The organism is Vibrio aerogenes (assembly GCF_024346755.1).
GTDB lineage: Bacteria > Pseudomonadota > Gammaproteobacteria > Enterobacterales > Vibrionaceae > Vibrio > Vibrio aerogenes.
Map to the genome: position 1 here is coordinate 549,902 of NZ_AP024862.1, position 25,074 is coordinate 574,975.

25 protein-coding genes and 1 CRISPR repeat array (1 of these 26 running past the window's edge) are annotated in these 25,074 nt (G+C 48.4%); of the genes, 18 read left to right on the plus strand and 7 right to left on the minus strand.

All coding sequences use genetic code 11. The features are described 5' to 3' along the window. A CRISPR array of direct repeats spans positions 1-217; the repeat unit is 29 nt; unit sequence TTTCTAAGCTGCCTATACGGCAGTAAACT (it extends 52 nt beyond the left edge of the window). Positions 218-367: 150 nt separating this feature from the next. Together OCV29_RS20090 and OCV29_RS20095 are read left to right on the plus strand one after the other, a co-directional pair. Next, the gene (locus OCV29_RS20090) at positions 368-529 is read left to right on the plus strand and encodes a hypothetical protein (protein WP_175561502.1); all 162 of its coding nucleotides are present in this window, start codon (positions 368-370) and stop codon (positions 527-529) included. Positions 530-793: 264 nt separating this feature from the next. Continuing rightward, complete coding sequence (locus OCV29_RS20095; protein ID WP_073602176.1) at positions 794-1,174, plus strand: hypothetical protein; 381 nt, start codon at positions 794-796, stop codon at positions 1,172-1,174. Positions 1,175-1,583: 409 nt separating this feature from the next. On the opposite strand, the gene OCV29_RS20100 is transcribed toward OCV29_RS20095, so the two are convergent. Further along, the gene (locus OCV29_RS20100; protein WP_073602178.1) at positions 1,584-2,255 is read right to left on the minus strand and encodes a pyridoxamine 5'-phosphate oxidase family protein; all 672 of its coding nucleotides are present in this window, start codon (positions 2,253-2,255) and stop codon (positions 1,584-1,586) included. 100 nt (positions 2,256-2,355) lie between these two features. Here OCV29_RS20100 and pdxR point away from each other — a divergent pair, with 100 nt between their 5' ends. After that, positions 2,356-3,786, plus strand: coding sequence for a MocR-like pyridoxine biosynthesis transcription factor PdxR (gene pdxR, locus OCV29_RS20105; RefSeq protein ID WP_073602256.1), 1,431 nt, complete (start codon positions 2,356-2,358; stop codon positions 3,784-3,786). A gap of 70 nt (positions 3,787-3,856) precedes the next feature. Here the strand turns inward: pdxR and OCV29_RS20110 are convergent, their stop codons facing one another. Further along, positions 3,857-5,491 carry a methyl-accepting chemotaxis protein gene (locus tag OCV29_RS20110; protein WP_073602179.1) on the minus strand — a complete coding sequence of 545 codons (1,635 nt, stop codon included), beginning with the start codon at positions 5,489-5,491 and terminating at the stop codon, positions 3,857-3,859. A gap of 522 nt (positions 5,492-6,013) precedes the next feature. Here OCV29_RS20110 and OCV29_RS20115 point away from each other — a divergent pair. Further along, complete coding sequence (locus OCV29_RS20115; RefSeq protein ID WP_217653280.1) at positions 6,014-6,940, plus strand: DMT family transporter; 927 nt, start codon at positions 6,014-6,016, stop codon at positions 6,938-6,940. A gap of 174 nt (positions 6,941-7,114) precedes the next feature. Here the strand turns inward: OCV29_RS20115 and OCV29_RS20120 are convergent, their stop codons facing one another. From OCV29_RS20120 to OCV29_RS20130, 3 genes are all read right to left on the minus strand, one after another. Further along, positions 7,115-7,918, minus strand: a complete 804-nt coding sequence (locus OCV29_RS20120) for an ATP-binding cassette domain-containing protein (RefSeq protein ID WP_073602180.1) — start codon at positions 7,916-7,918, stop codon at positions 7,115-7,117. Position 7,919: 1 nt separating this feature from the next. Then, the gene (locus OCV29_RS20125) at positions 7,920-9,089 is read right to left on the minus strand and encodes an ABC transporter permease (protein WP_084193177.1); all 1,170 of its coding nucleotides are present in this window, start codon (positions 9,087-9,089) and stop codon (positions 7,920-7,922) included. 118 nt (positions 9,090-9,207) lie between these two features. Next, entirely contained in the window at positions 9,208-10,149 is a 942-nt protein-coding gene (locus OCV29_RS20130) for a sugar ABC transporter substrate-binding protein (protein WP_073602181.1), read from the minus strand. Between the two features lie 488 nt (positions 10,150-10,637). Here OCV29_RS20130 and OCV29_RS20135 point away from each other — a divergent pair, with 488 nt between their 5' ends. The 4 genes from OCV29_RS20135 to OCV29_RS20150 all read left to right on the plus strand — a co-directional run bounded on the left by OCV29_RS20135 (position 10,638) and on the right by OCV29_RS20150 (position 14,198). Next, positions 10,638-11,432, plus strand: coding sequence for an N-formylglutamate amidohydrolase (locus OCV29_RS20135; RefSeq protein WP_073602182.1), 795 nt, complete (start codon positions 10,638-10,640; stop codon positions 11,430-11,432). Positions 11,433-11,626: 194 nt separating this feature from the next. Beyond that, positions 11,627-12,817 carry a sialate O-acetylesterase gene (locus OCV29_RS20140; protein ID WP_073602183.1) on the plus strand — a complete coding sequence of 397 codons (1,191 nt, stop codon included), beginning with the start codon at positions 11,627-11,629 and terminating at the stop codon, positions 12,815-12,817. A 323-nt stretch (positions 12,818-13,140) separates the two neighbouring features. Beyond that, positions 13,141-13,818: a GGDEF domain-containing protein gene (locus OCV29_RS20145; RefSeq protein WP_073602184.1), complete on the plus strand. Its 678-nt coding sequence runs from the start codon at positions 13,141-13,143 to the stop codon at positions 13,816-13,818. Continuing rightward, positions 13,815-14,198, plus strand: a complete 384-nt coding sequence (locus tag OCV29_RS20150; RefSeq protein ID WP_073602185.1) for a BLUF domain-containing protein — start codon at positions 13,815-13,817, stop codon at positions 14,196-14,198. Before OCV29_RS20145 ends, OCV29_RS20150 begins: the two co-directional genes overlap by 4 nt. 9 nt (positions 14,199-14,207) lie before the next feature. On the opposite strand, the gene OCV29_RS20155 is transcribed toward OCV29_RS20150, so the two are convergent. Further along, complete coding sequence (locus OCV29_RS20155; RefSeq protein WP_139281493.1) at positions 14,208-14,963, minus strand: coiled-coil domain-containing protein; 756 nt, start codon at positions 14,961-14,963, stop codon at positions 14,208-14,210. A 212-nt stretch (positions 14,964-15,175) separates the two neighbouring features. Between OCV29_RS20155 and OCV29_RS20160 the strand changes: the two genes are divergently transcribed. Together OCV29_RS20160 and OCV29_RS20165 are read left to right on the plus strand one after the other, a co-directional pair. Beyond that, positions 15,176-16,072, plus strand: a complete 897-nt coding sequence (locus OCV29_RS20160; RefSeq protein ID WP_073602187.1) for a response regulator — start codon at positions 15,176-15,178, stop codon at positions 16,070-16,072. A 138-nt stretch (positions 16,073-16,210) separates the two neighbouring features. Continuing rightward, complete coding sequence (locus tag OCV29_RS20165; protein WP_175561503.1) at positions 16,211-17,122, plus strand: ABC transporter substrate-binding protein; 912 nt, start codon at positions 16,211-16,213, stop codon at positions 17,120-17,122. 43 nt (positions 17,123-17,165) lie between these two features. Here the strand turns inward: OCV29_RS20165 and OCV29_RS20170 are convergent, their stop codons facing one another. Next, positions 17,166-18,125, minus strand: a complete 960-nt coding sequence (locus tag OCV29_RS20170; protein ID WP_073602188.1) for an NAD(P)H-dependent flavin oxidoreductase — start codon at positions 18,123-18,125, stop codon at positions 17,166-17,168. A gap of 452 nt (positions 18,126-18,577) precedes the next feature. Here OCV29_RS20170 and OCV29_RS20175 point away from each other — a divergent pair, with 452 nt between their 5' ends. The 8 genes from OCV29_RS20175 to OCV29_RS20210 all read left to right on the plus strand — a co-directional run bounded on the left by OCV29_RS20175 (position 18,578) and on the right by OCV29_RS20210 (position 24,824). After that, positions 18,578-18,997 carry a nuclear transport factor 2 family protein gene (locus tag OCV29_RS20175; protein WP_073602189.1) on the plus strand — a complete coding sequence of 140 codons (420 nt, stop codon included), beginning with the start codon at positions 18,578-18,580 and terminating at the stop codon, positions 18,995-18,997. Beyond that, entirely contained in the window at positions 18,994-19,719 is a 726-nt protein-coding gene (locus OCV29_RS20180; protein ID WP_073602190.1) for an SDR family NAD(P)-dependent oxidoreductase, read from the plus strand. The genes OCV29_RS20175 and OCV29_RS20180 overlap by 4 nt, the downstream gene beginning before the upstream one ends. Before the next feature lie 11 nt (positions 19,720-19,730). Continuing rightward, positions 19,731-21,032, plus strand: coding sequence for an NAD(P)/FAD-dependent oxidoreductase (locus OCV29_RS20185; RefSeq protein ID WP_073602191.1), 1,302 nt, complete (start codon positions 19,731-19,733; stop codon positions 21,030-21,032). Continuing rightward, positions 21,032-21,769 (plus strand): DUF1365 domain-containing protein, encoded by a 738-nt coding sequence (locus OCV29_RS20190; RefSeq protein ID WP_073602192.1) that lies wholly within the window; start codon positions 21,032-21,034, stop codon positions 21,767-21,769. Before OCV29_RS20185 ends, OCV29_RS20190 begins: the two co-directional genes overlap by 1 nt. A 27-nt stretch (positions 21,770-21,796) precedes the next feature. Continuing rightward, positions 21,797-23,044 carry an SAM-dependent methyltransferase gene (locus OCV29_RS20195; protein ID WP_073602193.1) on the plus strand — a complete coding sequence of 416 codons (1,248 nt, stop codon included), beginning with the start codon at positions 21,797-21,799 and terminating at the stop codon, positions 23,042-23,044. Further along, positions 23,041-23,577, plus strand: coding sequence for a DUF2878 domain-containing protein (locus OCV29_RS20200; RefSeq protein WP_073602194.1), 537 nt, complete (start codon positions 23,041-23,043; stop codon positions 23,575-23,577). Before OCV29_RS20195 ends, OCV29_RS20200 begins: the two co-directional genes overlap by 4 nt. Then, the gene (locus OCV29_RS20205) at positions 23,549-24,208 is read left to right on the plus strand and encodes a chalcone isomerase family protein (RefSeq protein WP_175561504.1); all 660 of its coding nucleotides are present in this window, start codon (positions 23,549-23,551) and stop codon (positions 24,206-24,208) included. Before OCV29_RS20200 ends, OCV29_RS20205 begins: the two co-directional genes overlap by 29 nt. 103 nt (positions 24,209-24,311) lie before the next feature. Then, positions 24,312-24,824, plus strand: coding sequence for a DUF3833 domain-containing protein (locus OCV29_RS20210; protein WP_073602261.1), 513 nt, complete (start codon positions 24,312-24,314; stop codon positions 24,822-24,824). The last annotated feature ends 250 nt before the right edge of the window (positions 24,825-25,074 follow it).

Sequence of the window (25,074 nt, forward strand, 5' to 3'; positions counted from 1 at the left end):
ATTGCTCATTTCTAAGCTGCCTATACGGCAGTAAACTAACTCTGCCTGAGCCGTAGCTGTGGTCGCCTTTTCTAAGCTGCCTATACGGCAGTAAACTTCAGTGTTGACGGTAATGTTGACTGACTCAATTTCTAAGCTGCCTATACGGCAGTAAACTGGGCTGAAGTCGCCGATGCATTGGCCTGACTTTTCTAAGCTGCCTATACGGCAGTAAACCGTTGCAGTATAGCCGCTCAGGCCAGAAAGCAACAGGGATGTGGCTGAAAACTTCGCAAAACCCCCTTTTTTTGAGCGTCTGATTTGGGGATTTAAAATCAATAAGTTACAGAGGGGTTGAAAAAAAGGGTCTGAGGGATGGTGGAAGCTTTTGGCCGTGGTGGCTGGTTTGGTACGCTTATTTGTCGCGTTGATCCAAGTGGCACTGGTGAACGCGCACCACTTCATCTTTTTCCCCGATGAAAAAGACGAAGCAGAAAAAATCGCCCCGAATTGCCGTTTTCCTGATGCATTTTTAGTTCATCACATGTGAGCCGGGGTACGGTTCGATTCGCATCCTGCTCAGCAAACCTTGAAATTCGTCCCTGAATTTCAACACCCTTAGTGTCGTGAATTTGCATCAGGCGGCAAGAAGGGGAGTGAGCTGTCTTCTTCAAGTCCCGGTATGCATTCCCACGCGGAGCATGGGAACGAGTTGCAAAAAGACTTTTTCGGCGGTTTTTGGTCTTTCAAAAACCGTCTGGGGCGCTTGCGCCAAAAGCTGCTTGGGTCAGCGAAACGAACTGGCGCACCATAGATGGCACTGAAGCTGGAAGCTTTAACATGCGATTTGGCCGCGCTTGTGGTAGCTGGTTTCTTCCATTGCAGTGAATTTGCATCAGGCAGAAATAAGGGAAAAAATGAGCTGCTTTCTTCAAGTCCCGGTATGCATTCCCACGCGCAGCATGGGAACGAGCGGAAACAGTCTCAAATAAAAGAAAGTCCAAAGGATGAACAGACACGACGTCTGTTCAAAATTTTTCTCGCCAGGGAGGGCGATAAAAATTGGTCCTGTCACGCGCGCACTCAAGCCAAATATAAAAAAGACTTTTTCGGCGGTTTTTGGTCTTTCAAAAACCGTCTGGGGCGCTTGCGCCAAAAGCCGCTTGGGTCAGCGAAACGAATTAGCGCACCATAGATGACACAGAAGCTGGAAGCTTTAACATGCGATTTGACCGCGTTTTTGGTGGCTGGTTTCTTCCATTGTAGTGAATTTGCATCAGTCGGCAATAAGGGAAATGAGCTGCTTTCTTCAAGTCCCGGTATGCATTCCCACGCACAGCATGGGAACGAGCGGATCTCAAATAAAAGAAAGTTCAAAGGATGAACAGACACGACGTCTGTTCAAAATTTTTCTCGCCAGGGAGGGCGATAAAAATTGGTCCTGTCCCGCGCGCACCCAAGCCAAATATAAAAAAGACTTTTTCGGCGGTTTTTGGTCTTTCAAAAACCGTCTGGGGCGCTTGCGCCAAAAGCTGCCTGTACCAGCGAAACGAATCGGTGACTTTGATACCACAGGAAAATCGTCTGGCTTCGCTCCGTCAATCTCATACATCCCTGCAACTGTCTTCCCAGTGTTCTGCATAGGCGGCACTATAGTCCGGCGTTTCGATGCCGGGGGATAAATCCGGCGCTGGTTGCAATGGCCCGACGATGGTGCGGTAAGGCACGACGCCAGCCCAGACCGGATGTCCGAGATCCGATTCGTCATCATTCACGCCGTTTCTGCTGATTTTTACTGACGCTTCATCCAGCGGCATGGCCAGCAGCATGGTGGCTGCAAGCTCCCGATCATGACTCAGGCGAATGTCTTTTGTGCGTCCCGGTGCAATCTGCTCAATAAAATGGTTCAACAGTCGATCTTTCTCTTCAGCAGAGTCAACAGGGATGAATTGGCCATAAACCACAGCAGAACGATAATGTGCGCCGTGATGAAATGCTGAACGTGCCAGCACCCAACCGTCGAATAAGGTAAAAGTCAGACAGGCCGGATTTCCCTGTTTGAAATGGCGCATTAAACGGCTGTTATTAGCACCATGAATATAAACATGGTTATCCACCCGCCAGGCCAGCATCGGGATGACGACTGGCCCGTGCTCCTGAATCAATCCTATATGTGCTACCTTCGATTCATCAATAATCTGGTACAGTGATTCTGGTGACTGAACGGCTTTATGCGGACCTTTGTGAATTTGAGTTCTCGAGGTTGTTGATAACATCATGGCTCCCTGATTGATGTTGAACGTGATGATTGATGTGACTTTAGAATTAAACTGGTATGGTATTAAGCGCCAGTTTTATAATAATGAAGGAGCCAGAATGATGCTGATAGATATTGGTGATTTGCAATTGGACCAAACGTGGAACACCCGTCAGGCGCAGCTTTTTCATGCTATCCGCAACAAAATTATCTCAGGGCTATGGCCCATAGGCGGGAAACTGCCTTCTACCCGCAAGCTGGCACAGAGTCTGACACTCAGCCGGAACACGGTCTCAGCGGCTTATGAACAGCTGACTGCAGAAGGTTATCTGGAGAGTCGTCACCGCTCTGGCTTCTATGTCGCTGTTCAGTTACCGGAACAATTGCGTGTTGCGCCGGCACTGCCGGTTGCCCGTGTCCTTGCTGAACCGGCTTTTGATGAAAATCAGTCTTTTGCGCCCGGTGTGCCGGATTTAAGTGCCTTTCCGTACCATCAGTGGCGGCTGATGCTGCAAAGACAGCTGGAGCGCAGACATCTAATGGGCAATCAGGATGTACAGGGAGATGCGGAACTCCGGCACGCTTTAGTGCACTATCTGGCAACCAGCCGCGCCGTCCGGTGCCGGGAGACGCAAATCATTATTACGTCTGGCGCACAGCAGGCATTATCGATTGCTGTCATGGCAACTTTGCCACATCCGGAGACGGTTTTAATGGAGCAACCCGGCTATGTACAGATGAGTAAAGTGATTCAGGTGCTTGGTCACACGATTGAGCCTTTGCCCGTTTATGAGAAAACCGGCGTGGATGTCGATCATGTACTCAACAGTGCGGCTAAAATGGTCTATCTCACACCCAGCCATCAGTACCCGATGGGGACAACACTAAACACGGAGCAACGCATCCGCCTGATTGAGTGGGCTTCTTCCCGGCAGCGACTGATTATTGAAGATGATTATGATAGTGAATTTCAGTTTGCACACCGGCCTTATACCAGTCTGCAAGGGCTGGCGGCTCAAATGGATAAGGCGGGTTGTGTCTGTTATATCGGGTCGTTCAGTAAAATTCTGTTTAACGGGTTGCGGCTGGGGTATCTCGTTGTGCCGGAAGCGTGGGTTGAGCGGTGTCTGATGCTGAAGAATGCTTTAACCGGCGATTCGCCGGGTCACACTCAGGCGGCAGTTGCCGCGATGATTCAGGAGGGACATCTGCTACGCCATATCCGCAAGATGAGGCGGCTTTATCAGGAGAAATATAAAACTATCTGCCTTGCTGTCCGTCATCATTTTGGCTCCCGGATTGAGATTATCAGCCAGCCGGCAGGGCTTCATATTACGCTGAAATGGCACGCGGGTCTGGAGGAAAAGTGCTGGTGCAGCCGGGCCCGAAAGGCCGGCCTCATTATCCGGCCTTTGGGAGATTATGAAATGACTGCTTCGCCGTCCCGGTCTTGGCGCGGGGTTGTGCTTGGCTACGGAAATACCGCTATCGACAAAATTGAGACGCTTATTCAGGCGCTGGCAGAGACCGGCCCTTTTCCTGAAAAGTGAGTGCTGTTGATGAGACTCACTCTTTCTCATCGCGTGAATTCTTGCAGCCTGGCCGGTCTGACTTTCGGGACTAAATTCTGAATTGCCTGACCTGTCCCAGCAAATCCTGAGCAATCTGAGTCACTTCCCGGCTTGCATCAGCAATCTGATCGGCGCCACTGGAAGATTCTACGGCTGCCTCATTAATGGACGTGACAGAACGATCGATCTCATGACAAACGGAGCTTTGTTGTTCAGAAGCTGTCGCTATCTGGGTATTCATATCACGGATAATCAGCACGGCCTGTGAAATTTCATCCAGAATCTGTCCGGCTTCTGCGGCATTTTCTCCTGTCGTCAGCGCCCGCTGGTTATTTTTATCCATCATGGTGACTGCGGTTTTAGTCGCGACCTGCAGACTTTCGATGGCCTCTTTGATTTCAACTGTCGAGGACTGGCTTTGCTGAGCCAGTTGCCTGACTTCATCGGCAACAACAGCAAACCCGCGGCCTTGTTCTCCGGCTCTGGCCGCTTCAATGGCAGCATTCAGTGCCAGCAGATTCGTCTGTTCAGCAATTCCCTGAATCACCGTCACCACGGAAGTGATATTTTCACTGAACGTATCCACTTGTTTAATCTGTGATGAAATTTCCTGAATTTCATTGACCAGATCCCCGACGGCCTGTGTCCCTTGCTGCACGGTGATATTTCCCTGCGAAACCTGTTGTGATGTCTGGCTGGTTTCATGATTGGCTGTTTCTGCACTGCCGGCAATTTCATTGGCCGTTGAAAGCATTTCAGTCACGGCTGTTGCCACCATCTGAATTTCATCATGCTGCTTTTTCACGGTATCTCTGGACTGAAGACTGACGGAATTCAGTTCTTCAGACGAAGAGGCAAGCGACTGGGCCGACTGATTAATGTTAGACACCAGTTCACGTAATTGCCTGACCATCACATTGAATCCGGTGGCAATATCAACCAGCTCATTTTTACCTTCCAGTCTGATTTCCTGAGACAGGTCGGACTCTTTGGTGATGAGGTCAATGGAGTGGGCCAGTTTCGCGAGCGGTCCTTTGATACTCAGGAAAGTCGTGATACCAATCAGTGAAATCAGTAGTAACGTCACCACTGAAAGCACAATAAAAATGAAGCGGCTGCTTTGATAATTCTGATTAATTTTGTCCCTTTCCTGAGCGGATACCCGGAGTTGCAGCGTGACCAGCCGGGTAATGGCTTCACTGATCGGATCAATATCTTCATACAGAGCACCATCGAAATCGTTGAGCCTGTTTTTAACATTTCCCTGCATATCTGGCCGGCTCAGCACCTGACCGACCCGATCCAGGGCCTGATTTGCCTGTTTAAACAACCGCTCTGACTCTCTGACCAGCACTGTTTCCTGTGGCGTTAATTCCGTGCTGGTGTAAGTGCGCCAGCGGGTCGCAATTTTCTCTCTGGCACGCTGAATATCTTTCAGGGCAGTGGCACCATCAATCAGCCCGCTGTTTGCTTTATTAATGTTATCTATGACAGAGACAGCATAGCTGTCAGCGATATCTTTCAACTGTTCCAGCGGGATAATTCTGTCGTTGTAAATCCGGTTGACGCCTTCGCTGGCGGTTTCCAGTTTTATCATTGCGATCGTCACGATCATTAATAATCCTATTAATGGAACGACCGACATAATGATTAATTTGTGACGGATGGACACCTTATTCATCATCAATTCCTTTTAATACATTTCTCGCGCATTTATCATAAAATACGTTGTTCAGTAAACTTTAAATTCATTAAATTTATAATTATTTGCAGAGTTTTGAATCTGGTTTTTTATATACCCATATATGGGTGTATTCGAAAAAACATAAGACTGTCCGTATTTTTTCATGAAATAAATTACAAAAACATTCTTTAAATACAACGGTCTATATTTAATCGCTGATAAAATACGATAAAAAACCATCAGTGTATAGAATTAGTTATTATGAGATAGAATGATTCAGAAATAATTATTTCCGCCATCGAACAGCTCATAAGGAAATATATACCCATAGATGGGTATAAACACTTTAGCCGGTGATTGGGTGTAGATTCCGGCGCGGCGCACCGGGGTGAACGTCTGCCTGAATTTTATCGCCCGCAAAAAAACCGCAAGAATATGCAATCCTCCGGCAAATACCTGCAATCTTCCCACGCTTCTCTCTGTCACAATGCAGCTGAAAATCAGCTTTTTAAGGATAAATACATGTCGAATGGTGTGGCAATAAACGGGCTTTTGTATGGCAGCACGGTACTCATCTGGGGGACAACCTGGTATGCGATTGCCTTGCAGGTGGGGGATGTGCCGGTGATGGTCTCGATTTTTTATCGTTTTGCTTTGGCTGCTGTCCTGCTGCTTGGCGGGTTGAAAATCATGGGACGTTTACACCGGATCAAGCGGCAAGACCACCTGTTCTGTCTGCTACAGGGCATGTGTGTGTTCTGTTTTAATTTTCTGTGTTTTTATTCGGCAAATTACTATATCAACAGCGGGCTGGAATCGGTCTTGTTCTCGATGGCGATACTGTTTAATGCGGTCAACGGTGTGATATTTCTTGGCCAGCGTCTGACCCGGAAGTTATTGATTGCCGGCAGCTTTGGCATTTCAGGAATTATCAGCCTGTTTTGGGAAAGTTTGATGGCACAGGATTTAAGTGCTGAAACTTTCTATGGCATTGGCTTGTGTCTGCTGGGAACGTATGGCTTTTCTATCGGTAATATCATCACAGCACGCCATCAGAAAAAAGGTTTGGATGTGCTTTCAACCAATGCCTGGGCCATGTTGTATGGCACCTGTACCATGCTGGCCGTGATTCTGTTGACTCAAACTCCGTTTCGCTTTGAAGCCTCTGTCAGTTATGTGGGGGCGTTACTTTATCTGGCAGTTTTTGGCAGCGTGGTAGGTTTTGGCAGTTATTTTGCGCTGGTCGGGCGAATTGGTACCGGCGCAGCCGCTTATGCGACGGTGTTGTTTCCGCTGGTTGCACTGGGGGTTTCCACCGTTTATGAAGGTTATATCTGGACGGAATCTGCGGTTGTGGGGCTGATACTGATTCTTTTTGGCAATGTGGTGATGTTTTACAAACCAGCACAGTGTGTTAATCAGATGCGTCAGGCAAAGCAGGAAAGCTGAGATTTGACTTGCTGTATTTTGACATGATCGAAGCGGATTGATCTTGCGGGTGTTTCTGCTGTGACATGAAAGGATGCTCCCGGAGCGCTCCGGAGAAACCGGAGCAGTTTGTCACATCGGGGGGAAGGAGCAGGGTGACTCCGGGAGCATATCTGACACGGAAGAACAGCCTGATTAGATCGTACCGCCCAGCTCTTCGGACAGCGTTTGCAGCTCTTTTCCGCCCGCCATCAGATTTTGCAGCTCATCCGTGGTAATTTCAGATTTTTTATAAGTGCCGAGTGTCTGTCCCCGGTTGAGGATGGTGAAGTTATCGCCGACTGCATACGCATGGCGTACGTTGTGGGTGATAAAAATGACGCCCAGCCCCTTACCGCGGACCTGATTGATATATTTCAGGACCATTGAGGTTTGTGCAACACCCAGTGCTGAGGTCGGTTCATCCAGAATCAGCACCTGAGCGCCGAAATAAACTGCCCGCGCAATGGCGACACACTGTCTTTCACCACCGGATAAGGTGCCGACTGCCTGTTCCGGGTCACGGATATCAATGCCGATTTTCTGCATCTCCTCATGCGTGACTTCATTGGCCAGTTTCATGTCAATGTACTTCAGGCCAAACTTATGTTTGAGGGGTTCCCGGCCCATAAAAAAGTTACGGGTAATCGACATCAGCGGAATCATCGCCAGATCCTGATAAACCGTGGCGATGCCTGCATCCAGTGCATCTCTCGGACTGTTAAAACGGACCGGCTCTCCCCGGACCCGCAGCTCGCCTTTGGTCGGGGCATGGACACCGGAAAGGGTTTTAATCAGGGTTGATTTACCGGCTCCGTTGTCTCCGAGCAGACAGAGCACTTCACCTGCATGAACCTTCATGTCAATGCCATTGAGTGCGATGATATGGCCGAAGTGTTTGACCAGACCACGTGTTTCAACCAGTGGCGTTTTCGGGGGAGTAAAAATTGCTGCATTCATCTTATCGCTCTCCTGTGACACGTTTACGGACAATATTGTTGAAGATCACGGCCAGCAGTAACATGCCGCCAAGGAAAACCAGATACCAGTCCTGATCGATACTGGTGTAACTGAGCCCGATCATCACCATGCCGAAAATAATCGAACCGAAGAAAGCCCCGATTGCCGAGCCATAACCACCCGTCAGCAGACAGCCGCCGATAACCGCAGCAATGATGGCTTCAAATTCTTTCTGGAAACCACGCCGGGCATCGGTTGAGCCGACATCCATCACGGTTAATACGGCAACTAACGTGGCACATACGGCGACAAAAATGAATAATATGGTTTTCACCCGGTTGACCGGAACACCTGAGTTACGTGCGGCCTTCGGATCGCCACCGGCAGCGAAAATCCAGTTGCCGAAACGGGTTCTGAGCAGGATCCAGGTTGCCAGAATGGTCAGACCAAAAAACCAGAGAATTTCGACCGGTACGCCGGTCACCATCGGCGTGCCATTCGGGAAGGTATCAATCCAGCCCTGATCTGCCGCCCAGCGGAACAAGCCGGTAAATGCATCGCCTGAAAACAGGTGAACCAAAAAGCTGTCACCGGCCGCTTCGCGAAAGCCCCGCAACTGTGTGGAACCACCACTGGCCATTTTTAAGCCAACCAGTGTCAGGCCGCGCAAAATAAACAAAAAAGCCAGGGTGACAATAAAAGAGGGCAGCCCGGTTCTGAGAACAATCTGCGCATTCAGGGTGCCAAAAGCAATGGCACAGGCAAAAGTGACAATCAGCGCCAGCCCGAGCGGTAAGTTCAGCACCACCAGCGCTGTCCCGAAAATAAGCCCGGCAAATGCCACCATGGAACCCAGAGAGAGATCAAACTCACCGCCGATCATCAGCAGTGCGGCGCCAATCGCCAGAATACCCAGCTGAGATGCCGGAACCATAAAGTTCATCAGCCCTGACAGGGTAAACATGGCCGAATCAGCAAAAATAAGGAAGAAAATGGTGACCAGAATCAATCCGGTCATGGCACCGAGTTCGGGACGGCGAATCAGTGCGGTCAGTAGTGATACTTTTTTCACCCGTTCATCACCTGATGGTGTTTCTGAAGAAGGTGAGGGCTGTGGCACCGTTTCTGCGGGCGTGTCAGCCTTGGTCGATGTTGATAAAACTGAATTCATAATGCGTGCTCCTGCTCCATAGCCAGTGATTGATGGTCGTCAACCGGCTCAATTGCGAACGAAATCCCCCGGACGTGACCGCTGAGTTATCCCGCGGCCACGACGTGGCTGGTGATGATTACCGGATACCTCTTGCGGATAATTCGATCACCTTGGCTGCATCTTTTTGGGTCACAAAACCGGGACCCGATGGTACATTGCCGGCAGGCATGGTTTTGTAGCTTGCATTTAATGCCAGGAAGGAGACAGGCAGATAACCTTGCAGGAAGGGTTGCTGGTCAACAGCAAACAGTGCTTTGCCTTCAGCGACATCTTTCAGGAAGCCGGAAGAGAGGTCGAAACTGACGACTTTCACCCGATCTTGCTGACCGATACTTTCGACCGCTGCAACTGCTGGTTCACCAACAAGAGGTGCACTCAGGCTAACAATGGTATCAATGGCTTGATTACTTGACAGAGCTGCGCGGATTTTGGACTGGGTTTCAGCCGGATCTGTGGTTGTCGGCAAGACTTTCACTTCCGAGCCAAAACCGGCGCTCACACCACGACAACGCTGATCAAGGGAGACGTTACCGACTTCCTGGTTGACACAGATAACATGCTTTCTGCCGAGTTTTTTCAGTTCTTCACCGACGGCTTTTCCGGCGACAAATTCATCCTGACCGACATGGAGTAAGATACCGAGTTTTTTGGCCGCATCCATGCCTGAGTTAATGGAAATGACCGGAATGCCTGCGTTGACTGCTTTACGAATTGCCGGACCTAAAGCTTCCGGATCCGGATTGGAAACCACAATCCCGGCCGGATTCTGGTTCACGGCGGCTTCGATCAGGTTTCCCATTTGCACCATATCGAAAGTTTCCGGTGCCCGGTATTGGACCCGGACATGCATGTCTTTACCGGCCTGCATCGCGCCATTTTTGACAATGGACCAGAATGGATCCGATGCCTGTCCGTGAGTGACGACGATAATCGTGGGCTCTTTTGCAACCGCTTGTGCACCTGTAAGAAAAGCGAAAGCTGCAATCGCGTAAGTGAAAATTCTCAAAAATCCTTTCATATTCTCATTCCCCTGGTTGAAGAGACTTTACCGATGCCTCGGAGAGTTGTTATTGGATGTTGTGCCGGCTTTTGTCTGCCATCACCATCATGATGTCCGGACGAAGGCTCAGCGCCGGGAACTGTTTTATTGTGTTGAGCATGTGGCGTTCCCTGTTTATAAAACTAACGATTTGAATGTTTTCTAACTGTGACGAAAGTTAAATTAATGTTAATGGTTGTGTTTTGTTTTTTCCATTTTGTGATCGAAACGAAAATTTTATTCTAAAAAATATCTCTTCAAATCCTGGTTTGGCCTGAATGACCGGTTTTCATTTCGTTTTATGGAACGAAACCGGATTAAAATGAAATTTATGTTTCATTTGGCTGTATTTATGAACATGTTTTTATGAACATGTTTTTCACTCAGTTCTCACATGAATGATTTGAGTATTGGCTCAGGTGCATATAAGTTCGTATGGTAAAACTTTCAATCCAACAGGTGATCTTATGCATTTCAGAAAATACAACCGTCACATCACACTACTTTGTTTCACCGCATCCGTTTTTCTGGCGCCTTCGGTGCTGGCAAGACGGGGGCCCGAGGGACTTCCTGAGCGGGCCTTGATCGCTCCGGCACAGGTGACACAGGCGATTCAGACCGAGAAATTATTAAACAGCCGGGAAAATGTGGCGTTGCCGCAAGGTAAAAACTGGTTTGAGGTGGTTCACGGGACGGTGCCGGTGATTATTACCGCCCCTCATGCAACCCGGCCACTTCGTGAAGGAAAACGCCGTTTTTCCGATGGTGGCGGAACGGCTGCGCTGGCATTAGCGCTGGGGGAGCAAACGGGTGCCTCGGTGGTTTATACCACTTATGAAGGGCCGTCTGATCCCAATTATTATGATGACAATGCCTTTAAAACCGCCTTATCGGATTTGATTCAGTCGGTTAAGCCTGTATTGCTGCTGGATATTCATGGCAGTCATCCTTACCGGTCTTATGATATTGATTTGGGAACCATGAACGGTGCCTCTCTGTCCGGCCATCCTGAATTACTCCGCCAGCTCATCTATCGACTGAAGACTGATGGCATTAACAGCTTATCACTCAACCGGTTTGCGGCTTCCTCTCATCAAACGATCACCAAATTTGCGGCAAAAGCGGGTGTCCCGGCAATTCAGCTTGAAGTCAATGCGACCTGGTTAACACCGTCTGAAGGAAACATTGAAGCGCAACGTTTTTCTATATTGCTGCAGGCATTATCGCGGTTTGTGATAGATGCAACGACCACACGGAAGTGACAGAAAATCACGGGCAATGGCCGCGTAGTCATCGTGATGGGGTAATTTTGCGTCTGAGTTTGAGAAGTAGCTCTTAAATTATCCCGTTATGATTTGCATTCGATATCGTTCATCCCTATTTTAGTTCAACTACATATGCATCTATGTGAATATGTAGTTGAATAATATTAAAACCAATAAACAGGACCGATGATATGAATAAATTACCCTTGCTGGCCGGTGTGTTGAGCATGGCACTGTTGCCGGTATGCACTCAGGCTGCTCCCGACCCTGATTTTCACATTTATCTGGCGCTGGGCCAGTCGAATATGCAGGGGGCTGCCCATTTGCCTGAAACCCCCATTTCACATCCGCGTGTGCGGGTGCTGCAAAGTCAGAATTGCAGTGATTCTGCATACGCTTACGGGACGTGGCGTGGTCATTTTCAGCCGGTGACCCGCTGCAAAGAAGGGAATCGCCAGAAGCCGGATGGAACCTATGGGCCGATAGGCCTGAGCCCGGTCGATACTTTTGCAGTGACAATGGCTGAGGCTGAAGGGGAGAATGTGACGATTGGCATTGTTGGTGCTTCATACGGAGGCGCGGATATCCGGGCAATGCTGCCAAACTGTGCTGATTTCAATCTGTGTAAACCGCCTTATGGGGATATTACCGGCGCGCCGGTGGTGAACGGCACGACGCCGATGTATCCGTGGATTTTAGATCTGGCGAAAAAAGCCCAGAAAGTCGGGGTGATTAAAGGCATTATCTTCCATCAGGGAGAAACCAACGCCGGGCAGGAAACCTGGGTTGAGTATGTCCGGCAGTTTGTCACTCACCTGAGAAAAGATTTGAACCTTGATCCGGCAGAAGTGCCTTTTATTGCCGGTGAACTGCCAAGAACCGGATGTTGTGCTACCGCGCATAATCCTCTGGTGCATCGTTTACCGGACGCTATTGAAAATGCTGACTGGGTTTCATCCGGTCCGATGCCTGACGGTACTGTGCTGGGGGATCGGAGTGATCATTTACACTGGAGTACCTTTTCTGTGATTGAAATGGGGAAACGATACGCCGCCAAAATGCTTGAAGCCGGTGATTATCCCGCCGGTGGGACGGGTTCGACAGGCTCTGGTTCCACAACCGGTGGCGGAGAGCTCAGTGCTTCTCTGACGATTAAAGATGACTGGAAAACCGGTTATTGCGCGGATGTCAATGTCACGAATCAGGGACAAAGCAGTGTGGCATGGCAAGTGGCGCTCGATATTGAAGGAACAGTCAGTAACGTTTATAACGCTGAATGGACGCAGGATGGCGCAACACTGACCCTGAGTGGGGTCGACTGGAACAAGACCTTAAAAGCAGGAGCCAGTGTTTCTTCGGTCGGTTTCTGTGCTAAACGCTGAATCACTGTTTCTGAATGTGCTTCGTGTTGACTCTGAGGCATTGAAGTTCGTGATCACAACGGGCGGTGATTTCACCGCCCGTATTTTTGTTTCTGTGGCATTGCTTTCGTGAAATTATTTTCGTGGCATTGCTTTCATGACGGATCGTCTCAATTCAGCTCCGTGTTCATGACAAGTCGTATAAATCACGAACAAATTGCAGTAAAAATGAACACAAAAGGTCAGTGGCTCCTTCCATAGTCAGCGTGTATTGACTATATTCTGGTTACAGATAAACCATTTGTTGTTGTAAGCTTGTAACAATTCAGCCGGGTTGGCGGCCAATGACTCATGATCTTGCCATAAAGAAGAAAATATTTTGCTATGAAGTAAAAGAGTTTTTTGTTTCCGGAAGAAAAGCGTCTTATCTGGATCATGTTCCTGAGCTTTTTAACGAGAGTCTTCTGGCAAAATTCAATATTGTGACCGATGTTCTGAATAGTCTTATGTTCCCGGATATCCCTGAAAAAGAACAGTTTCAGTTACTGATAGAAAGGTATCTGGAATTGTTATCCGTGTTAGTTCAACTCGAGCATCATGGCTGTTATACCGATCATCTGACAGGCTTGTTTAATTTTAATTATCTGAAAACCTTAGAGCATGAGCTGAATAAGAAAGATTTTACCTTGTATTTTTTTGATATCGATAACATGAAACAGGCGAATGATACATTCGGCCATGAATATGGCAATGACATGATCGTCAGTTTTGCCAAAGCGCTGAAGCAATCGTTCCGGCTGACTGATCTGTTATTCCGCTACGGTGGTGATGAATTTATTGTCATTATTCTGCGGGATGATATTGATATCGATGATGTGATATTGAGGGTCCGGAATCAGGCGTGCATTCAAAAATACAATTTATCTTTTAGTGTTGGCCGGCATGTAAATGAGACGTCGAGTTTGTTGAAAACAATGCATCAGGCTGACTCTGAAATGTATGAAAGGAAAAAAAACAAATGACATATAAATACCTGTTCTATTCCAGCAAAGCGAAAATCACCGAAGTCAATATTCATGAAATTCTTGAAGTATCCCGCAGAGAAAATAAAAAATTTGGTATTACGGGATATTTAATTTCTCATTTTAATGGTTTTTATCAATATATCGAAGGCGACGAAGCTGCCATTGATCAGCTTTACCGGAATATTTCAGCCGATGAACGGCATTCTGATGTTGAAATGCTGTTTTCCGGTTACCGGGAAACCCGGATTTTTCCGGACTGGCAGATGGGTTATGCGGGGGTTGAAAGTGAGGATGTCTGGCATTGGGGAAAAACGGAGCAAAGCGATCTGGTGATCAATGAGTTTCATCAGGTGGCCTGCCAAAGTGTCGGGCTTTGAATGATGGCCTCACTCTGACTGATTTTTTTCACTGACCAGCTCAAGATATTTTTTCTCGATAAAGTCTTTCTCTTTTTGTGTATGGTGCAGCTGCTGTTTTGTTTGCTCCAGCAGTGACGATTGATCTTCTCCCTGCTGCTCCAGTTCCGTGACTCGTTCTTTGAGCTTTTCCAGATGGGTCAGCAGGGTTTCTTTTTCGCGCTGAAACTGTCCGGCGGTATTTTTTTCTGTGTTACTGCTGAGTTTGACGTATTCCTTCTCCAGCTGGTCAAAGTTTTGTTCAAGCATTTCTTTTTCCTGCCGCAGGCTGTCCATGGTTTCTTTGTTTTTGCTGAGTTTATCTTTGGCGCGACGCAGCCCCTGGACCGTTCTGTCCAGATTATTTTTCAGCTGTCCGATCAGTTCACGGGAGTGAGAAAGCTGCTCATTCAGATCATCAACAGACGCTTGTTCAGCGGCCGTCATATTTTTACCGTGCAGGGCTGTGATTTGCTCTTCCAGTACTTTTTGGGTCTGAATCAGTTCATGGAGGGTTTCACCGTGTTGGTCAACAAAGTTCAGGGCTCTTTCGATGGACTGACGACACATCGCCACGGTTTCTTCCTGCCGCGAGTTTTCCTGATGAAACGTTTGTGAGAAGCGGCGAAATTCACGGATGATGAAAACCAGAATGACAAATAACAGAAGGAAAAAGAACAATCCCAGATCGACCGCCAGAGCGAGCAAAAACTCGGTTGATAATCCGGAGAAATTTATATCCATCATTGATTCCTCTCGTTATTTTTTCTCTTTTCATGCCTTGCCCGGCATGTTTTCAGGTTGAGCAACATTGGTCGTCAAAACATCAACAGTCCCCGGTCAGGATGATCACCTTCTCAAAGCTGCTGATTGGATCGTCAGCTCGTCCGGTTAAGTTTAGTCGTCGGTTAAAAATATGCCTATAATCCATTCAACATATGAATAAATATGGGCTATGCGTGAAAATTCTGATTGTTGACGACAGTCTGGCAACACTGGAAATTGTCCGGCGCTCGCTGGCTTGTTTTGGTTATCGCCATTTATCGATTGAAAAAACGGCCAGTGCGGAACAGGCACTGGAGATGATTGAAAACTGGCATCCGGAAATTGTGCTGACAGACTGGCATATGCCGGGAAAAAATGGACTGGAACTGATACAGGAAATCACAGCCCGTCAGTTTCCTGTAAAGGTCGCCATGATTACGACCGTGGACGAACCAGCCCGGATTCAGCAGGCGCTGGATGCCGGTGCCAGCTTTGTTCTGACCAAGCCGTTTGATGACTCCGAGCTGCACCGGTATTTATTGCCTTTGGTGCAGGGCGCTGAAGAGAGTGAGAAAGCGCTGGATGATGTGGTTGAAGTCCAGAAAGAGCTGGCACTGCCAAAACTGGAGTGGATGGAAAAACTGTTAAAGCGGCAAATTCATAACGAGTTAGTACTACACCGAATCCGGACGCAATCGTTTGATGAAAGCAAATTACCCGGCATGCTGGCGGTTTATCAGGATGAGGAAAATCAGCGTCCGCGGGCCGCGATGGTGCTCGATTTATATGCTGTTTGTGTCTTTGCTGCCGCGAATCAGAATATTCCGGTGACCACATTGCAACAGGCTGTGCGCGAACGGGTCGTCGGGAAAGAAATGTTTGATACCTGCGAGCGTATTCTGGCGGATGCCTCTGTGACTTTTCTCGATTCTGTGTCGCATAAAAGCCTGCGTCTGAAACAAGTCAGTTTTATCAATGAAGCATTTGCAAAATTAGAAGCACTCTATGATCGTCCAGCCGATAAGCGGATCGACTTTTCCTGCGAACTCTGGCATCTGGCACAGGGGAAGGTGTTAATTGTGGGATTTTAGATCCTGAGTCCTCTGATGTTTCCTCTCCTGAATATCTGCCTGAGTAAACGACAATCAGAAGCACTGATTCAGGTCAACAGGCTCTGGTTCATGGGGTTGTCTATACTCTCATTGAGATCAACAAACGGAATCATAGTGATGAAATATGTATTTTTGCTGATAACGTTTCTCGGTTCATGCTTACCCGCAACGGTATTGGGCGCCGCACCGAAAACAGATAACTGCATTGCGATGGTGATCTCCGGCAGCGACAGCCGGCAATTCTGGGCAAAGATGATTAATGGTGCCCGGCTGGCCGGGAAAGAGCTGGGTATGAATGTTTACGCCAGAGGGACGGTCAATGATAAAGATACATCCGGGCAAAAGTTTATTCTGGACAGCCTGCTTGATAAGCACCACTGTCGGGGCGTGCTGATTGCACCTTCTGATCAAGCGCGCAATGCTGATGTCGCCCGGCTCAAAGCGCAACAGATACCGGTGATTTATGTGGACCGGGATACCGGTGGCGATCGGCTTCTGTCAGTGAAAACGGATAATGAAGCCGCAGGTGTGCTGGCGGCCAAAAAAATGTCGGCAGCCCTGAAAGGACAGGGGAAAGTCGTGTTGTTCCGGTTAGAAAAAGGGGTTGTTTCTACAGATGCGCGTGAAGCCGGTTTTTTGAAAGGCGCACAAAGTGCCGGATTGAAAGTGATCTCTTCCGGGTATCTGGGAACCCGGGTCGGGGATGCAACCGCCATTGCGGCAAAAACTTTGTCAGAACTTGGGCCGGTCGATGGTATTTTCACTCCGAATGATACGACAACAATTGCTGTGCTGCAGGCCCGTGAAGCGATTGATTACAAACGTGATGTTGTGCATATTGGTTTCGATCAGGACACCATAATCACAGAAGCGCTGAAGAAAGGGAAGATTGAGGGTTATATCGCCCAGTTACCATTTGATATCGGCTACCGGGCGGTGTACGCAATGTACGACAAGTTTGAAGGTAATCCGGTCACGGAGAATATTAAAGTACCGGTGTTATATATTGATTCAAATACCAGTGAATGATTGACCGAGCAACGCATAATCCGGCCGTATTCTGCGGTTAGCTTTAATGCTGAGTGGCAGCAGCAACCCGCAGATAACCTCCGATCAGGTCTTCCATAATGACGCTGGCCGGTTCAATTTGATTTAACAGGCCCAGATTCTGCCCGACGACCAGGCTGCCATGGGTCACGTCTCCTTCAACCGCCGCCTGACGCAGTACCCCACGCCCCATTTCGCGGATCTTTTCTGCGGCTTCTTCGGGCGGAAGTTCCCGCTCAACCCGCAGCATTTCGTCTGTCAGCGGATTACTGATTCCCCTGACACCATCACAAGCCATCACGCCCGTCAGAACGGTATCGCCTTCCTGAGCGGCAATGATCGCATTTTTGTAATTGTCATGAATCGGGCACTCTTGTGCCAGAAGGAAACGACTGCCGACTTCAACGCCTGCAGCACCGAGCATCAGCGACGCCGCGACGCCGCGTCCGTCTGCAACGCCACTGGAGTTAATGACCGGAATGGAGACAGCATCAACGACTTGCGGAATCAGGGTGAAAGTACCGGTGAAGCCGAAAATATGGCCACCACCATCGCAGCCTTTAACGGCGACAAAATCAACGCCGGCGGCTTCATAAACGCTGGCTTCTTCAACAGAAGCAACTTTACCAATCACAGTGACGCCATTGGCATGCAATGCCTGAGTATATTCTTTCAGCGTATGGTAAAAATCTGGGAATGTTTCCAGCTCGACTACCCGGATATTTTCTTTCAGGGTGATCTCAAGTAATTTTTTGGCGTCCGGCAGACAGGTAATGATATTGAGGCCAAAAGGAGCGCTGGTGAGTGACTTAGCTGATTGGATTTCAGTTTCAACCACTTCTGGCGGACAAAAGCCCAGTCCCATGATCCCCAGTCCACCCGCGTTTGAAACACTGGCTGCCAGACGACTATCAGAGGCCCATGCCATCGGCCCCTGAATGATTGGATAACGAATACCGATTTTATTGCATATAATATGATTCATGTTTCCCTCGTGTTCGTGCTGTTTCTTACGATGATGTGGTTTTTTACGATGATATAGCTTCTTCCGGTGGTCGCTGTTTCTTAAGGTAGTGCTGTTAATTAAGGTGATATGTTTCTTAAGGTGATGTTGAAGGAAATGGTATCGGAATGAACGGGCAGGGAGTCAGGGATGGATCAAAAAACTGTATATTTTTTATACTTTTAATGCTGGGGTTATTGCAGATTGTCATGGACAAAGAGATGGCTTTGTGAACAAAGTCGTTCTGTTTGTTGATCTTTTCAATGTCTCATGTCGTATACAGGAACAGGTTGGCCGGAACAGATTTTGAAGCATCACTATCTCTTCGTCTGTTTCCTGCCATCTTAGCAAACTTATACAAATTCAAATTTGTATAACTATGAAAGGTATACTAAATTATACAAATAGTTATTTTGTATAACCCTGGGGCGCTTATGGACGTGCAATTTTTTGCTGAAACATATCAGAAACTGAATGCGTCTACGCTGGCGCTGTTGGCAGAGATTTATCATCCGGAAGTCGTATTCGAGGACCCGGCGCATCGTGTGCAGGGTCTCGATTCTCTTGAGCAATATTTTCAGCATCTGTTCGAGAATGTGACCGGGTGCCATTTTTACATCAAAGAACAGTTTCAGCAGCAGGATATTGGTTTTGTGACCTGGAAAATGGTCTTTATTCATACAAAGCTCAATAAGGGGCAACCAGTAGAAGTGCATGGGGTGAGTCAGATTCAGTTTTCAGATGGACTGGTTAAGTATCATCGTGATTATTTCGATTTGGGCAGCATGCTCTATGAGCATGTACCACTGGTTGGCTGGGCCGTCAGGCAATTAAAACAGAGGCTGAGCCAATGAGAACTGTGTTAATTACAGGTGCAACATCAGGGATAGGGCAACAGCTGGCGACCGATTATGCAAAAGAAGGCTGGCTGGTTGTCGCGTGTGGCAGAAATGCGTCCCGCCTTGAAGCACTGAAAGCTTCTCATCCGGGGATCAGTACGCTGTGTTTTGATGTCACGCAATATGAAGCCGTGGCAGCCGCTTTTGCCACATTGTCAAATGTGCCTGATCTGTGGATTTTCAGCGCCGGTGACTGTGAATACATTGATAACGGACGGATAGACAGTGAACTATGCCAAAGAGTCATGGCTGTCAATTTCTTTGGTGTCGTCCACTGCCTGCAGGCTGCACAGGATTATCTGAAAAGCGGAAATCATGTTGCGGTGATCAGTTCTGTTGCCAGCGTGGTGCCATTGCCCCGCTCTGAGGCTTACGGGGCATCAAAAGCAGCACTTGACTACTTTCTCTCTGCACTACGGCTCGACTGGCATGAGAAGCATATTGATCTTTCTTTGATCTCACCGGGTTTTGTCGACACACCGCTCACACAGAAAAATACCTTTGCCATGCCGATGTGTATTTCCGTTCAGGCGGCATCAAAAGCGATTCAGGTCGCTTTGGCGAAGAGAAAGTCGCGGATTTTTTTTCCGCGTCTGTTTACCGGTATGTTGCGGTTTATCGGGCTGCTGCCGCATGACACTCAGCAATGGATTGTGCGTCGCTTAACCCGCACATAAGGACAATAAAAATGAAAATTGCAATTATCGGCTCAGGTATTTCAGGACTGACCTGCGGTTATCACCTCAGCCGTGATCATCAGGTGACGGTTTATGAAGCCAATGATTATATTGGGGGGCACACGGCAACCGTTGATGTGGAAGTGGATGGTCAGAATTATGCCGTCGATACCGGATTCATTGTCTGTAATGACAAAACATATCCCAATTTTATGCAGCTGATGGATGAACTGGCGGTGGAAAGAGTGCCGACCCAGATGAGCTTCAGCGTCAGTAACCAGAAGTCAGGTCTGGAATATAACGGGCATACCCTGCGCACGTTGTTTGCGCAGAAGCGTAATCTGTTCCGTCCGGGATTTTATGCCTTTATCTATGAGATTCTGCGCTTTAACCGTCTGGCGAAACGGTTTTACCGGACCCGGCTGAAGGAAGCCGAATCGCAGACGCTGGGAGAGTTTCTCCGGCAAAATCATTTCTCAGCGTACTTTGGAGAGCACTACATATTACCTATGGGGGCCGCAATCTGGTCTTCAACCATTGCCGACATGCGCGCGTTGCCGCTGGCCTTTTTTTTGCGTTTCTTTTTGAATCACGGTTTGCTGGATGTGACCGACCGCCCGCAGTGGTATGTGATTCGGGGCGGGTCGCGGACGTACATTGAGCCCATGGTGAAACATTTCAGAGACCAGATCCGGCTCAACAGCCCGGTGATATCGGTGAAACGCTTTGCAACCCATGTGGAAGTGATAACCGCAGAGACCCGTGAAAGATATGATGAGGTGGTTTTTGCCTGTCACAGTGATCAGGCCTGCCGCATGCTGGATGATGCCAGCCCGGCAGAGCAGGAAGTTTTACCGGCCATGGCTTATCAGGCGAATCAGGTGACATTGCATACCGACACATCGTTGCTGCCGAGAACCCCTGAAGCGTGGGCCTCATGGAATTACCTGCTTGGTGCGGATCCGTTGTCCGGACAAGGCTCACCGGATGAAGCAGAACGCCCGGTGCTGACTTACAACATGAATATTCTTCAGCATATTGATGCGCCTGTGACATTTTGTGTCAGCCTTAATAGTGACGCCCTGATTGATCCGGATAAAGTTTTGCAGCGTATGACCTATCATCACCCGGTCTTTAATGCGGCGGCGATATCTGCTCAGCAGAGAAAAGCTGAGATCAGCGGTGTGAACCGGAGCTGGTATTGTGGTGCGTACTGGTACAACGGATTTCATGAAGACGGGGTGAAAAGTGCGCTGGATGTGGTCAGAGGCCTGAATGAACTGGCTGCAATGCATTCACAGGGGGCAGCATAATGGAAGGATTGAACAGCCAGCTGATGATTGGCCGGGTCCGGCACCGGCGTCATGCACCCGTAGCGCACTCTCTGGATTATCCTTTATTTATGCCATGGATTGATCTGGACGAATTGCCTGTCCTCAGTAAAAAACTAAGGTTATTTGGTTTTCGCTGGTGGCATTGGGCCCGGTTCCGGCGGGAAGATTATCTGGGAACCGGCCCGTTGAAATCCGCTGTGATTGATTGTGTAAACCAACAGACTGGTGCAGCCCTGGTGCCTGATGAAACCCGCGTGATGGCACTGATTCACCTGCGTTATCTGGGCATTTATTTCAGCCCGGTAAATTTCTACTATGTTTTTGATCGTCAGGGGAACTGGCTGTATATGCTGGCTGAAGTCAGCAACACGCCCTGGAATGAACGGCATTATTACGTGCTGACGACTGACTCACAACGTACGGAGAACATTTGTCACCCCAAAGCATTTCATGTGTCTCCTTTTAATCCGGTGAATCAGACATATCGCTGGCGGCTGAAACGTCCGGGCCGGACACTCACGGTTCACCTTGAATGTATCCGGGATGAAACCGAGTTTGATGCCACCCTGAATATGAAAAGCACTACGTTTTCAGATAAACAATTTCTGAAACTGCTGGCAAAAACACCCATTGTTTCACTGAAAATTTTGTGGGGAATTTACTGGCATGCATTTCGTTTGTGGAGAAAAGGTGCACCAGTATATGACCATCCCTAGACCCCAACAGAACATGGAGAGAATGATATGACAGAGACGCTATTACCGGGTAAGGCAAAGGCAGTGTCCGGGATGGACTCCGGCGCAAAAGCAATTCTTTTTCGTTGTCTTGAACAGATTCAGACCGGTGCGCTGATCATTGAAGAAAGCTTCGCGCCAGCGGGTCACACTCATCAATATGTTTTCGGGGATGCGCACAATCAGCCTCTGCAAGCGCATATCTGTGTCGATCATCCCGGTTTATATAAACGCATTCTGAAAGGTGGCAGCATTGCAGCTGCTGAAGCTTATATTGATGGCTGGTGGGAAGCGGATGATTTAACCAAAGTAATGCATCTGATGGCTCAGAACCTGAACGCGCTTGATGCGTTTGAAGATCAATCGTCATGGTGGGTCACCCGGCTGTATAAGCTGGCCCACTGGCTGAAGAATAATTCGGTTCACCGGGCGAGAAAAAATATTCATGCGCATTATGATCTGGGTAATGAAATGTACCGGTTATTTCTGGATGAAAAGATGCTTTATTCGAGCGGGATTTTCCGGCATGACAACACGTCTCTTGAAGAAGCACAGGAACATAAGATGGGGCGTTTATGTGAACAGCTTCAGCTGAAAGCATCTGACCATGTGCTGGAAATAGGCACCGGATGGGGAGCGATGGCGGTCTATATGGCGAAACACTATGGTTGCCGGGTGACCACCACAACAATTTCTGATGCCCAGTATGATTACGCCAAATCCGCTGTGAAAGCCGCGGGAGTGGAAGAACAGGTCACTTTGCTGAAGCAGGATTACCGCTGTCTTGAAGGACAGTTTGATAAGCTGGTGTCGATTGAAATGATTGAAGCGGTCGGTAAAGCTTATCTGCCGGTGTTTATTCAGCAATGTCATTCACTGATTAAACCGGGTGGACTGATGGCGTTACAGATGATCACGATTGCGGACCAGCGGCTGGATTACTATGCACGCAATGTGGATTTTATTCAAAAGTATGTCTTTCCCGGTGGTTTTCTGCCCTCGGTGACTGCCTTACTGACACAAATGACCCGGCACAGCCGCATGGTGGTCCGGGATATTAAAGATATTGGCCTGGATTATGCGACCACACTCAATCACTGGCGGGAGCGGTTTGAATCGCGTCTGGAGGAGGTCAGGGCACTGGGTTATGACGAGTCGTTTATCCGGATGTGGCGATATTACCTGTGCTACTGCGAAGGAGGATTTTTATCGCGGGGGATCAGTACCGTGCAAATGACGTTTGAGAAGCAACAATGAAGCCGGTCAAAGCATCTGAACTGGTATTAGTCTCACTGATTTTTCAGGGGATCTGGCTGATTGCGGTGCTCGGTCAGTCGCGATGGCAAACTGAGTTATGGGCAGTTTTGATGATCGCGGTGTTATGGCTGTGGCGGTATCGTAAATCGGTGTTGCTGACTGGCCGGCGGGTGTTGGCCATGGGATTGATGATCGACGGATTGAACATTGTCTTTGGTATTCTGGTGTTTTCTGTTTCCGGTTTCCCCGGCTGGCTCGCCGCGCTTTGGGTAGCCTTTGCCTGCTACTGTGGTTATCTGGTGCCTGTTTTACAAAAGTGGCCACTGCCATTTGTGATTTTGTTTGGTGCCAGTTCCGGTATGGCAAGTTACTACGCCGGAATGCGGCTTGGTGCAGTCGGGTTGAGTTACTCACTGCCGGTCACGTTAAGTATTCTCTGGCTGGAATGGGGAGTGATTATTTATGCGGTACTTAAAATCCATGCGGAACAAGATGACAGCCTGCATGCAGAGAGCCACCGGTCTGCTGACTAGATTGTGGTTTGTTTTTCTCCGGATTACCTTTGTTTTCACCGGAATTACCCCTGTTTTCACCGGGATTACCCTTGGTTTTGCAGGCAATTCTTTTGCCGGTGATATCCGTCAGAGTCAGGTCGCTGTCAATGACAGTGCTGCAGTGACAGGCTGGCAGCACTGGCCGGCGGTAGGGAAAGCAAACCTGCGCTGGTTTATATTTCATGTCTATACTTCAGAGCTGCGAAGTGAAAACGGCCGCTTTTACGAGAACAAACAACCCGTGGTGCAAAATCTGGCCCTGCAGATCACTTATCACCGCGATATTGATGCGAAAGATTTGTTAGCAGCGACGCAGGAACAATGGCTGCACCTTGGGTACAACAAAGCAGATATCGGGCTCTGGAGTCAGGTTCTGTCTGACATTTTTCCTTCTGTCAGCGAAGGAGACGAGCTGAGCTTTGTGATTGAAAATCAGCAGGGCACGTTTTATTACCGGAAGTCGTCACAGGCTGACTGGCAACTTCTGGGAGCGATTCATGAGCCATCATTCAGTGATGCATTTCTTTCCATTTGGCTTTCACCGGCGACTGAATATCCGCAGCTCCGGCAGCAATTAATCGGGGGTTTACATGAACATGATATGGGGTAAATGGCATCACCTGTACAAGATGACATTGCAATGGCTGGCAGAACAATGGTCGACAAAACAAGGGCTGACACAACAGTGGGGCAAGGTCATCCGCTGGACAGGGATGGTTTTTCTGGCGTCAGTACTTTCCGGGTGTTCAGCCGAACTGGATGAGTATCAGTCACAGTCTCCTGCTTTCGATTTGTTTGGGTATTTTGAAGGTGAAACCCGCGCCTGGGGGATGGTGCAGGATTATACCAACAAGCAAACCCGGCGGTTTTATGTCTCTCTGACAGGGACTGTCAAAGGCGATACCCTGGTGCTTGACGAACAGTTTGTTTACGATGATGGTGAAAAGGATACCCGGGTGTGGACCATTGAGCGTTTGCCTGATGGTCGTTACCGGGGAAAAGCGGATTACATTATTGGTGTCGCTCTTGGGCAGGAAAAAGGGAACGCGCTGCGCTGGCAATATGATTTTCTGCTGAAATACGGGGAAGGCAGTGAAATGACGGTTTCATTTGATGACTGGCTTTACCGGCAGGACGCACATCATGTGTTTAATCTGACCAGTATCCGGAAACTGGGTATCGAAGTCGCGACAGTGACTTTGTTTTTCCGCAAAGAAACATTTTGAGCCACGTGTGGAATCAGATGATACCAATCTGGAAAATAAACTGATGATCTGGATGTGTCTGGTGGAGCAAACATGCAAGGGCATGGATGCCCTTGTTTAAGCGCCTTTCTTATCAACAAAAAGGGATGGCTTGAGCGGTTTGCGGAACCAGATATATCCAGATCAGAAAATGACTTAGAATGGTATGATATGTTCATTCTGTTTGGTCTCATCTAGAGCGTGCTCTAGTAAACAGCCGGCAAAAAAAGAC

What these genes read in the sequence shown, in the direction of transcription:
- OCV29_RS20165 (WP_175561503.1), top strand. Translation starts at nt 16,211, where the DNA reads ATGAAATATGTATTTTTGCTGATAACGTTTCTCGGTTCATGCTTACCC.
- OCV29_RS20095 (WP_073602176.1), top strand. Translation starts at nt 794, where the DNA reads ATGGCACTGAAGCTGGAAGCTTTAACATGCGATTTGGCCGCGCTTGTG.
- OCV29_RS20130 (WP_073602181.1), bottom strand. Translation starts at nt 10,149, where the DNA reads ATGAAAGGATTTTTGAGAATTTTCACTTACGCGATTGCAGCTTTCGCT.
- OCV29_RS20190 (WP_073602192.1), top strand. Translation starts at nt 21,032, where the DNA reads ATGGAAGGATTGAACAGCCAGCTGATGATTGGCCGGGTCCGGCACCGG.
- OCV29_RS20180 (WP_073602190.1), top strand. Translation starts at nt 18,994, where the DNA reads ATGAGAACTGTGTTAATTACAGGTGCAACATCAGGGATAGGGCAACAG.
- OCV29_RS20125 (WP_084193177.1), bottom strand. Translation starts at nt 9,089, where the DNA reads ATGAATTCAGTTTTATCAACATCGACCAAGGCTGACACGCCCGCAGAA.
- OCV29_RS20145 (WP_073602184.1), top strand. Translation starts at nt 13,141, where the DNA reads ATGACTCATGATCTTGCCATAAAGAAGAAAATATTTTGCTATGAAGTA.
- OCV29_RS20115 (WP_217653280.1), top strand. Translation starts at nt 6,014, where the DNA reads ATGTCGAATGGTGTGGCAATAAACGGGCTTTTGTATGGCAGCACGGTA.
- OCV29_RS20205 (WP_175561504.1), top strand. Translation starts at nt 23,549, where the DNA reads ATGCAGAGAGCCACCGGTCTGCTGACTAGATTGTGGTTTGTTTTTCTC.
- OCV29_RS20170 (WP_073602188.1), bottom strand. Translation starts at nt 18,125, where the DNA reads ATGAATCATATTATATGCAATAAAATCGGTATTCGTTATCCAATCATT.
- OCV29_RS20100 (WP_073602178.1), bottom strand. Translation starts at nt 2,255, where the DNA reads ATGTTATCAACAACCTCGAGAACTCAAATTCACAAAGGTCCGCATAAA.
- OCV29_RS20210 (WP_073602261.1), top strand. Translation starts at nt 24,312, where the DNA reads ATGGTTTTTCTGGCGTCAGTACTTTCCGGGTGTTCAGCCGAACTGGAT.
- OCV29_RS20110 (WP_073602179.1), bottom strand. Translation starts at nt 5,491, where the DNA reads ATGATGAATAAGGTGTCCATCCGTCACAAATTAATCATTATGTCGGTC.
- OCV29_RS20135 (WP_073602182.1), top strand. Translation starts at nt 10,638, where the DNA reads ATGCATTTCAGAAAATACAACCGTCACATCACACTACTTTGTTTCACC.
- OCV29_RS20155 (WP_139281493.1), bottom strand. Translation starts at nt 14,963, where the DNA reads ATGATGGATATAAATTTCTCCGGATTATCAACCGAGTTTTTGCTCGCT.
- pdxR (WP_073602256.1), top strand. Translation starts at nt 2,356, where the DNA reads ATGATGCTGATAGATATTGGTGATTTGCAATTGGACCAAACGTGGAAC.
- OCV29_RS20200 (WP_073602194.1), top strand. Translation starts at nt 23,041, where the DNA reads ATGAAGCCGGTCAAAGCATCTGAACTGGTATTAGTCTCACTGATTTTT.
- OCV29_RS20120 (WP_073602180.1), bottom strand. Translation starts at nt 7,918, where the DNA reads ATGAATGCAGCAATTTTTACTCCCCCGAAAACGCCACTGGTTGAAACA.
- OCV29_RS20195 (WP_073602193.1), top strand. Translation starts at nt 21,797, where the DNA reads ATGACAGAGACGCTATTACCGGGTAAGGCAAAGGCAGTGTCCGGGATG.
- OCV29_RS20140 (WP_073602183.1), top strand. Translation starts at nt 11,627, where the DNA reads ATGAATAAATTACCCTTGCTGGCCGGTGTGTTGAGCATGGCACTGTTG.
- OCV29_RS20175 (WP_073602189.1), top strand. Translation starts at nt 18,578, where the DNA reads ATGGACGTGCAATTTTTTGCTGAAACATATCAGAAACTGAATGCGTCT.
- OCV29_RS20185 (WP_073602191.1), top strand. Translation starts at nt 19,731, where the DNA reads ATGAAAATTGCAATTATCGGCTCAGGTATTTCAGGACTGACCTGCGGT.
- OCV29_RS20150 (WP_073602185.1), top strand. Translation starts at nt 13,815, where the DNA reads ATGACATATAAATACCTGTTCTATTCCAGCAAAGCGAAAATCACCGAA.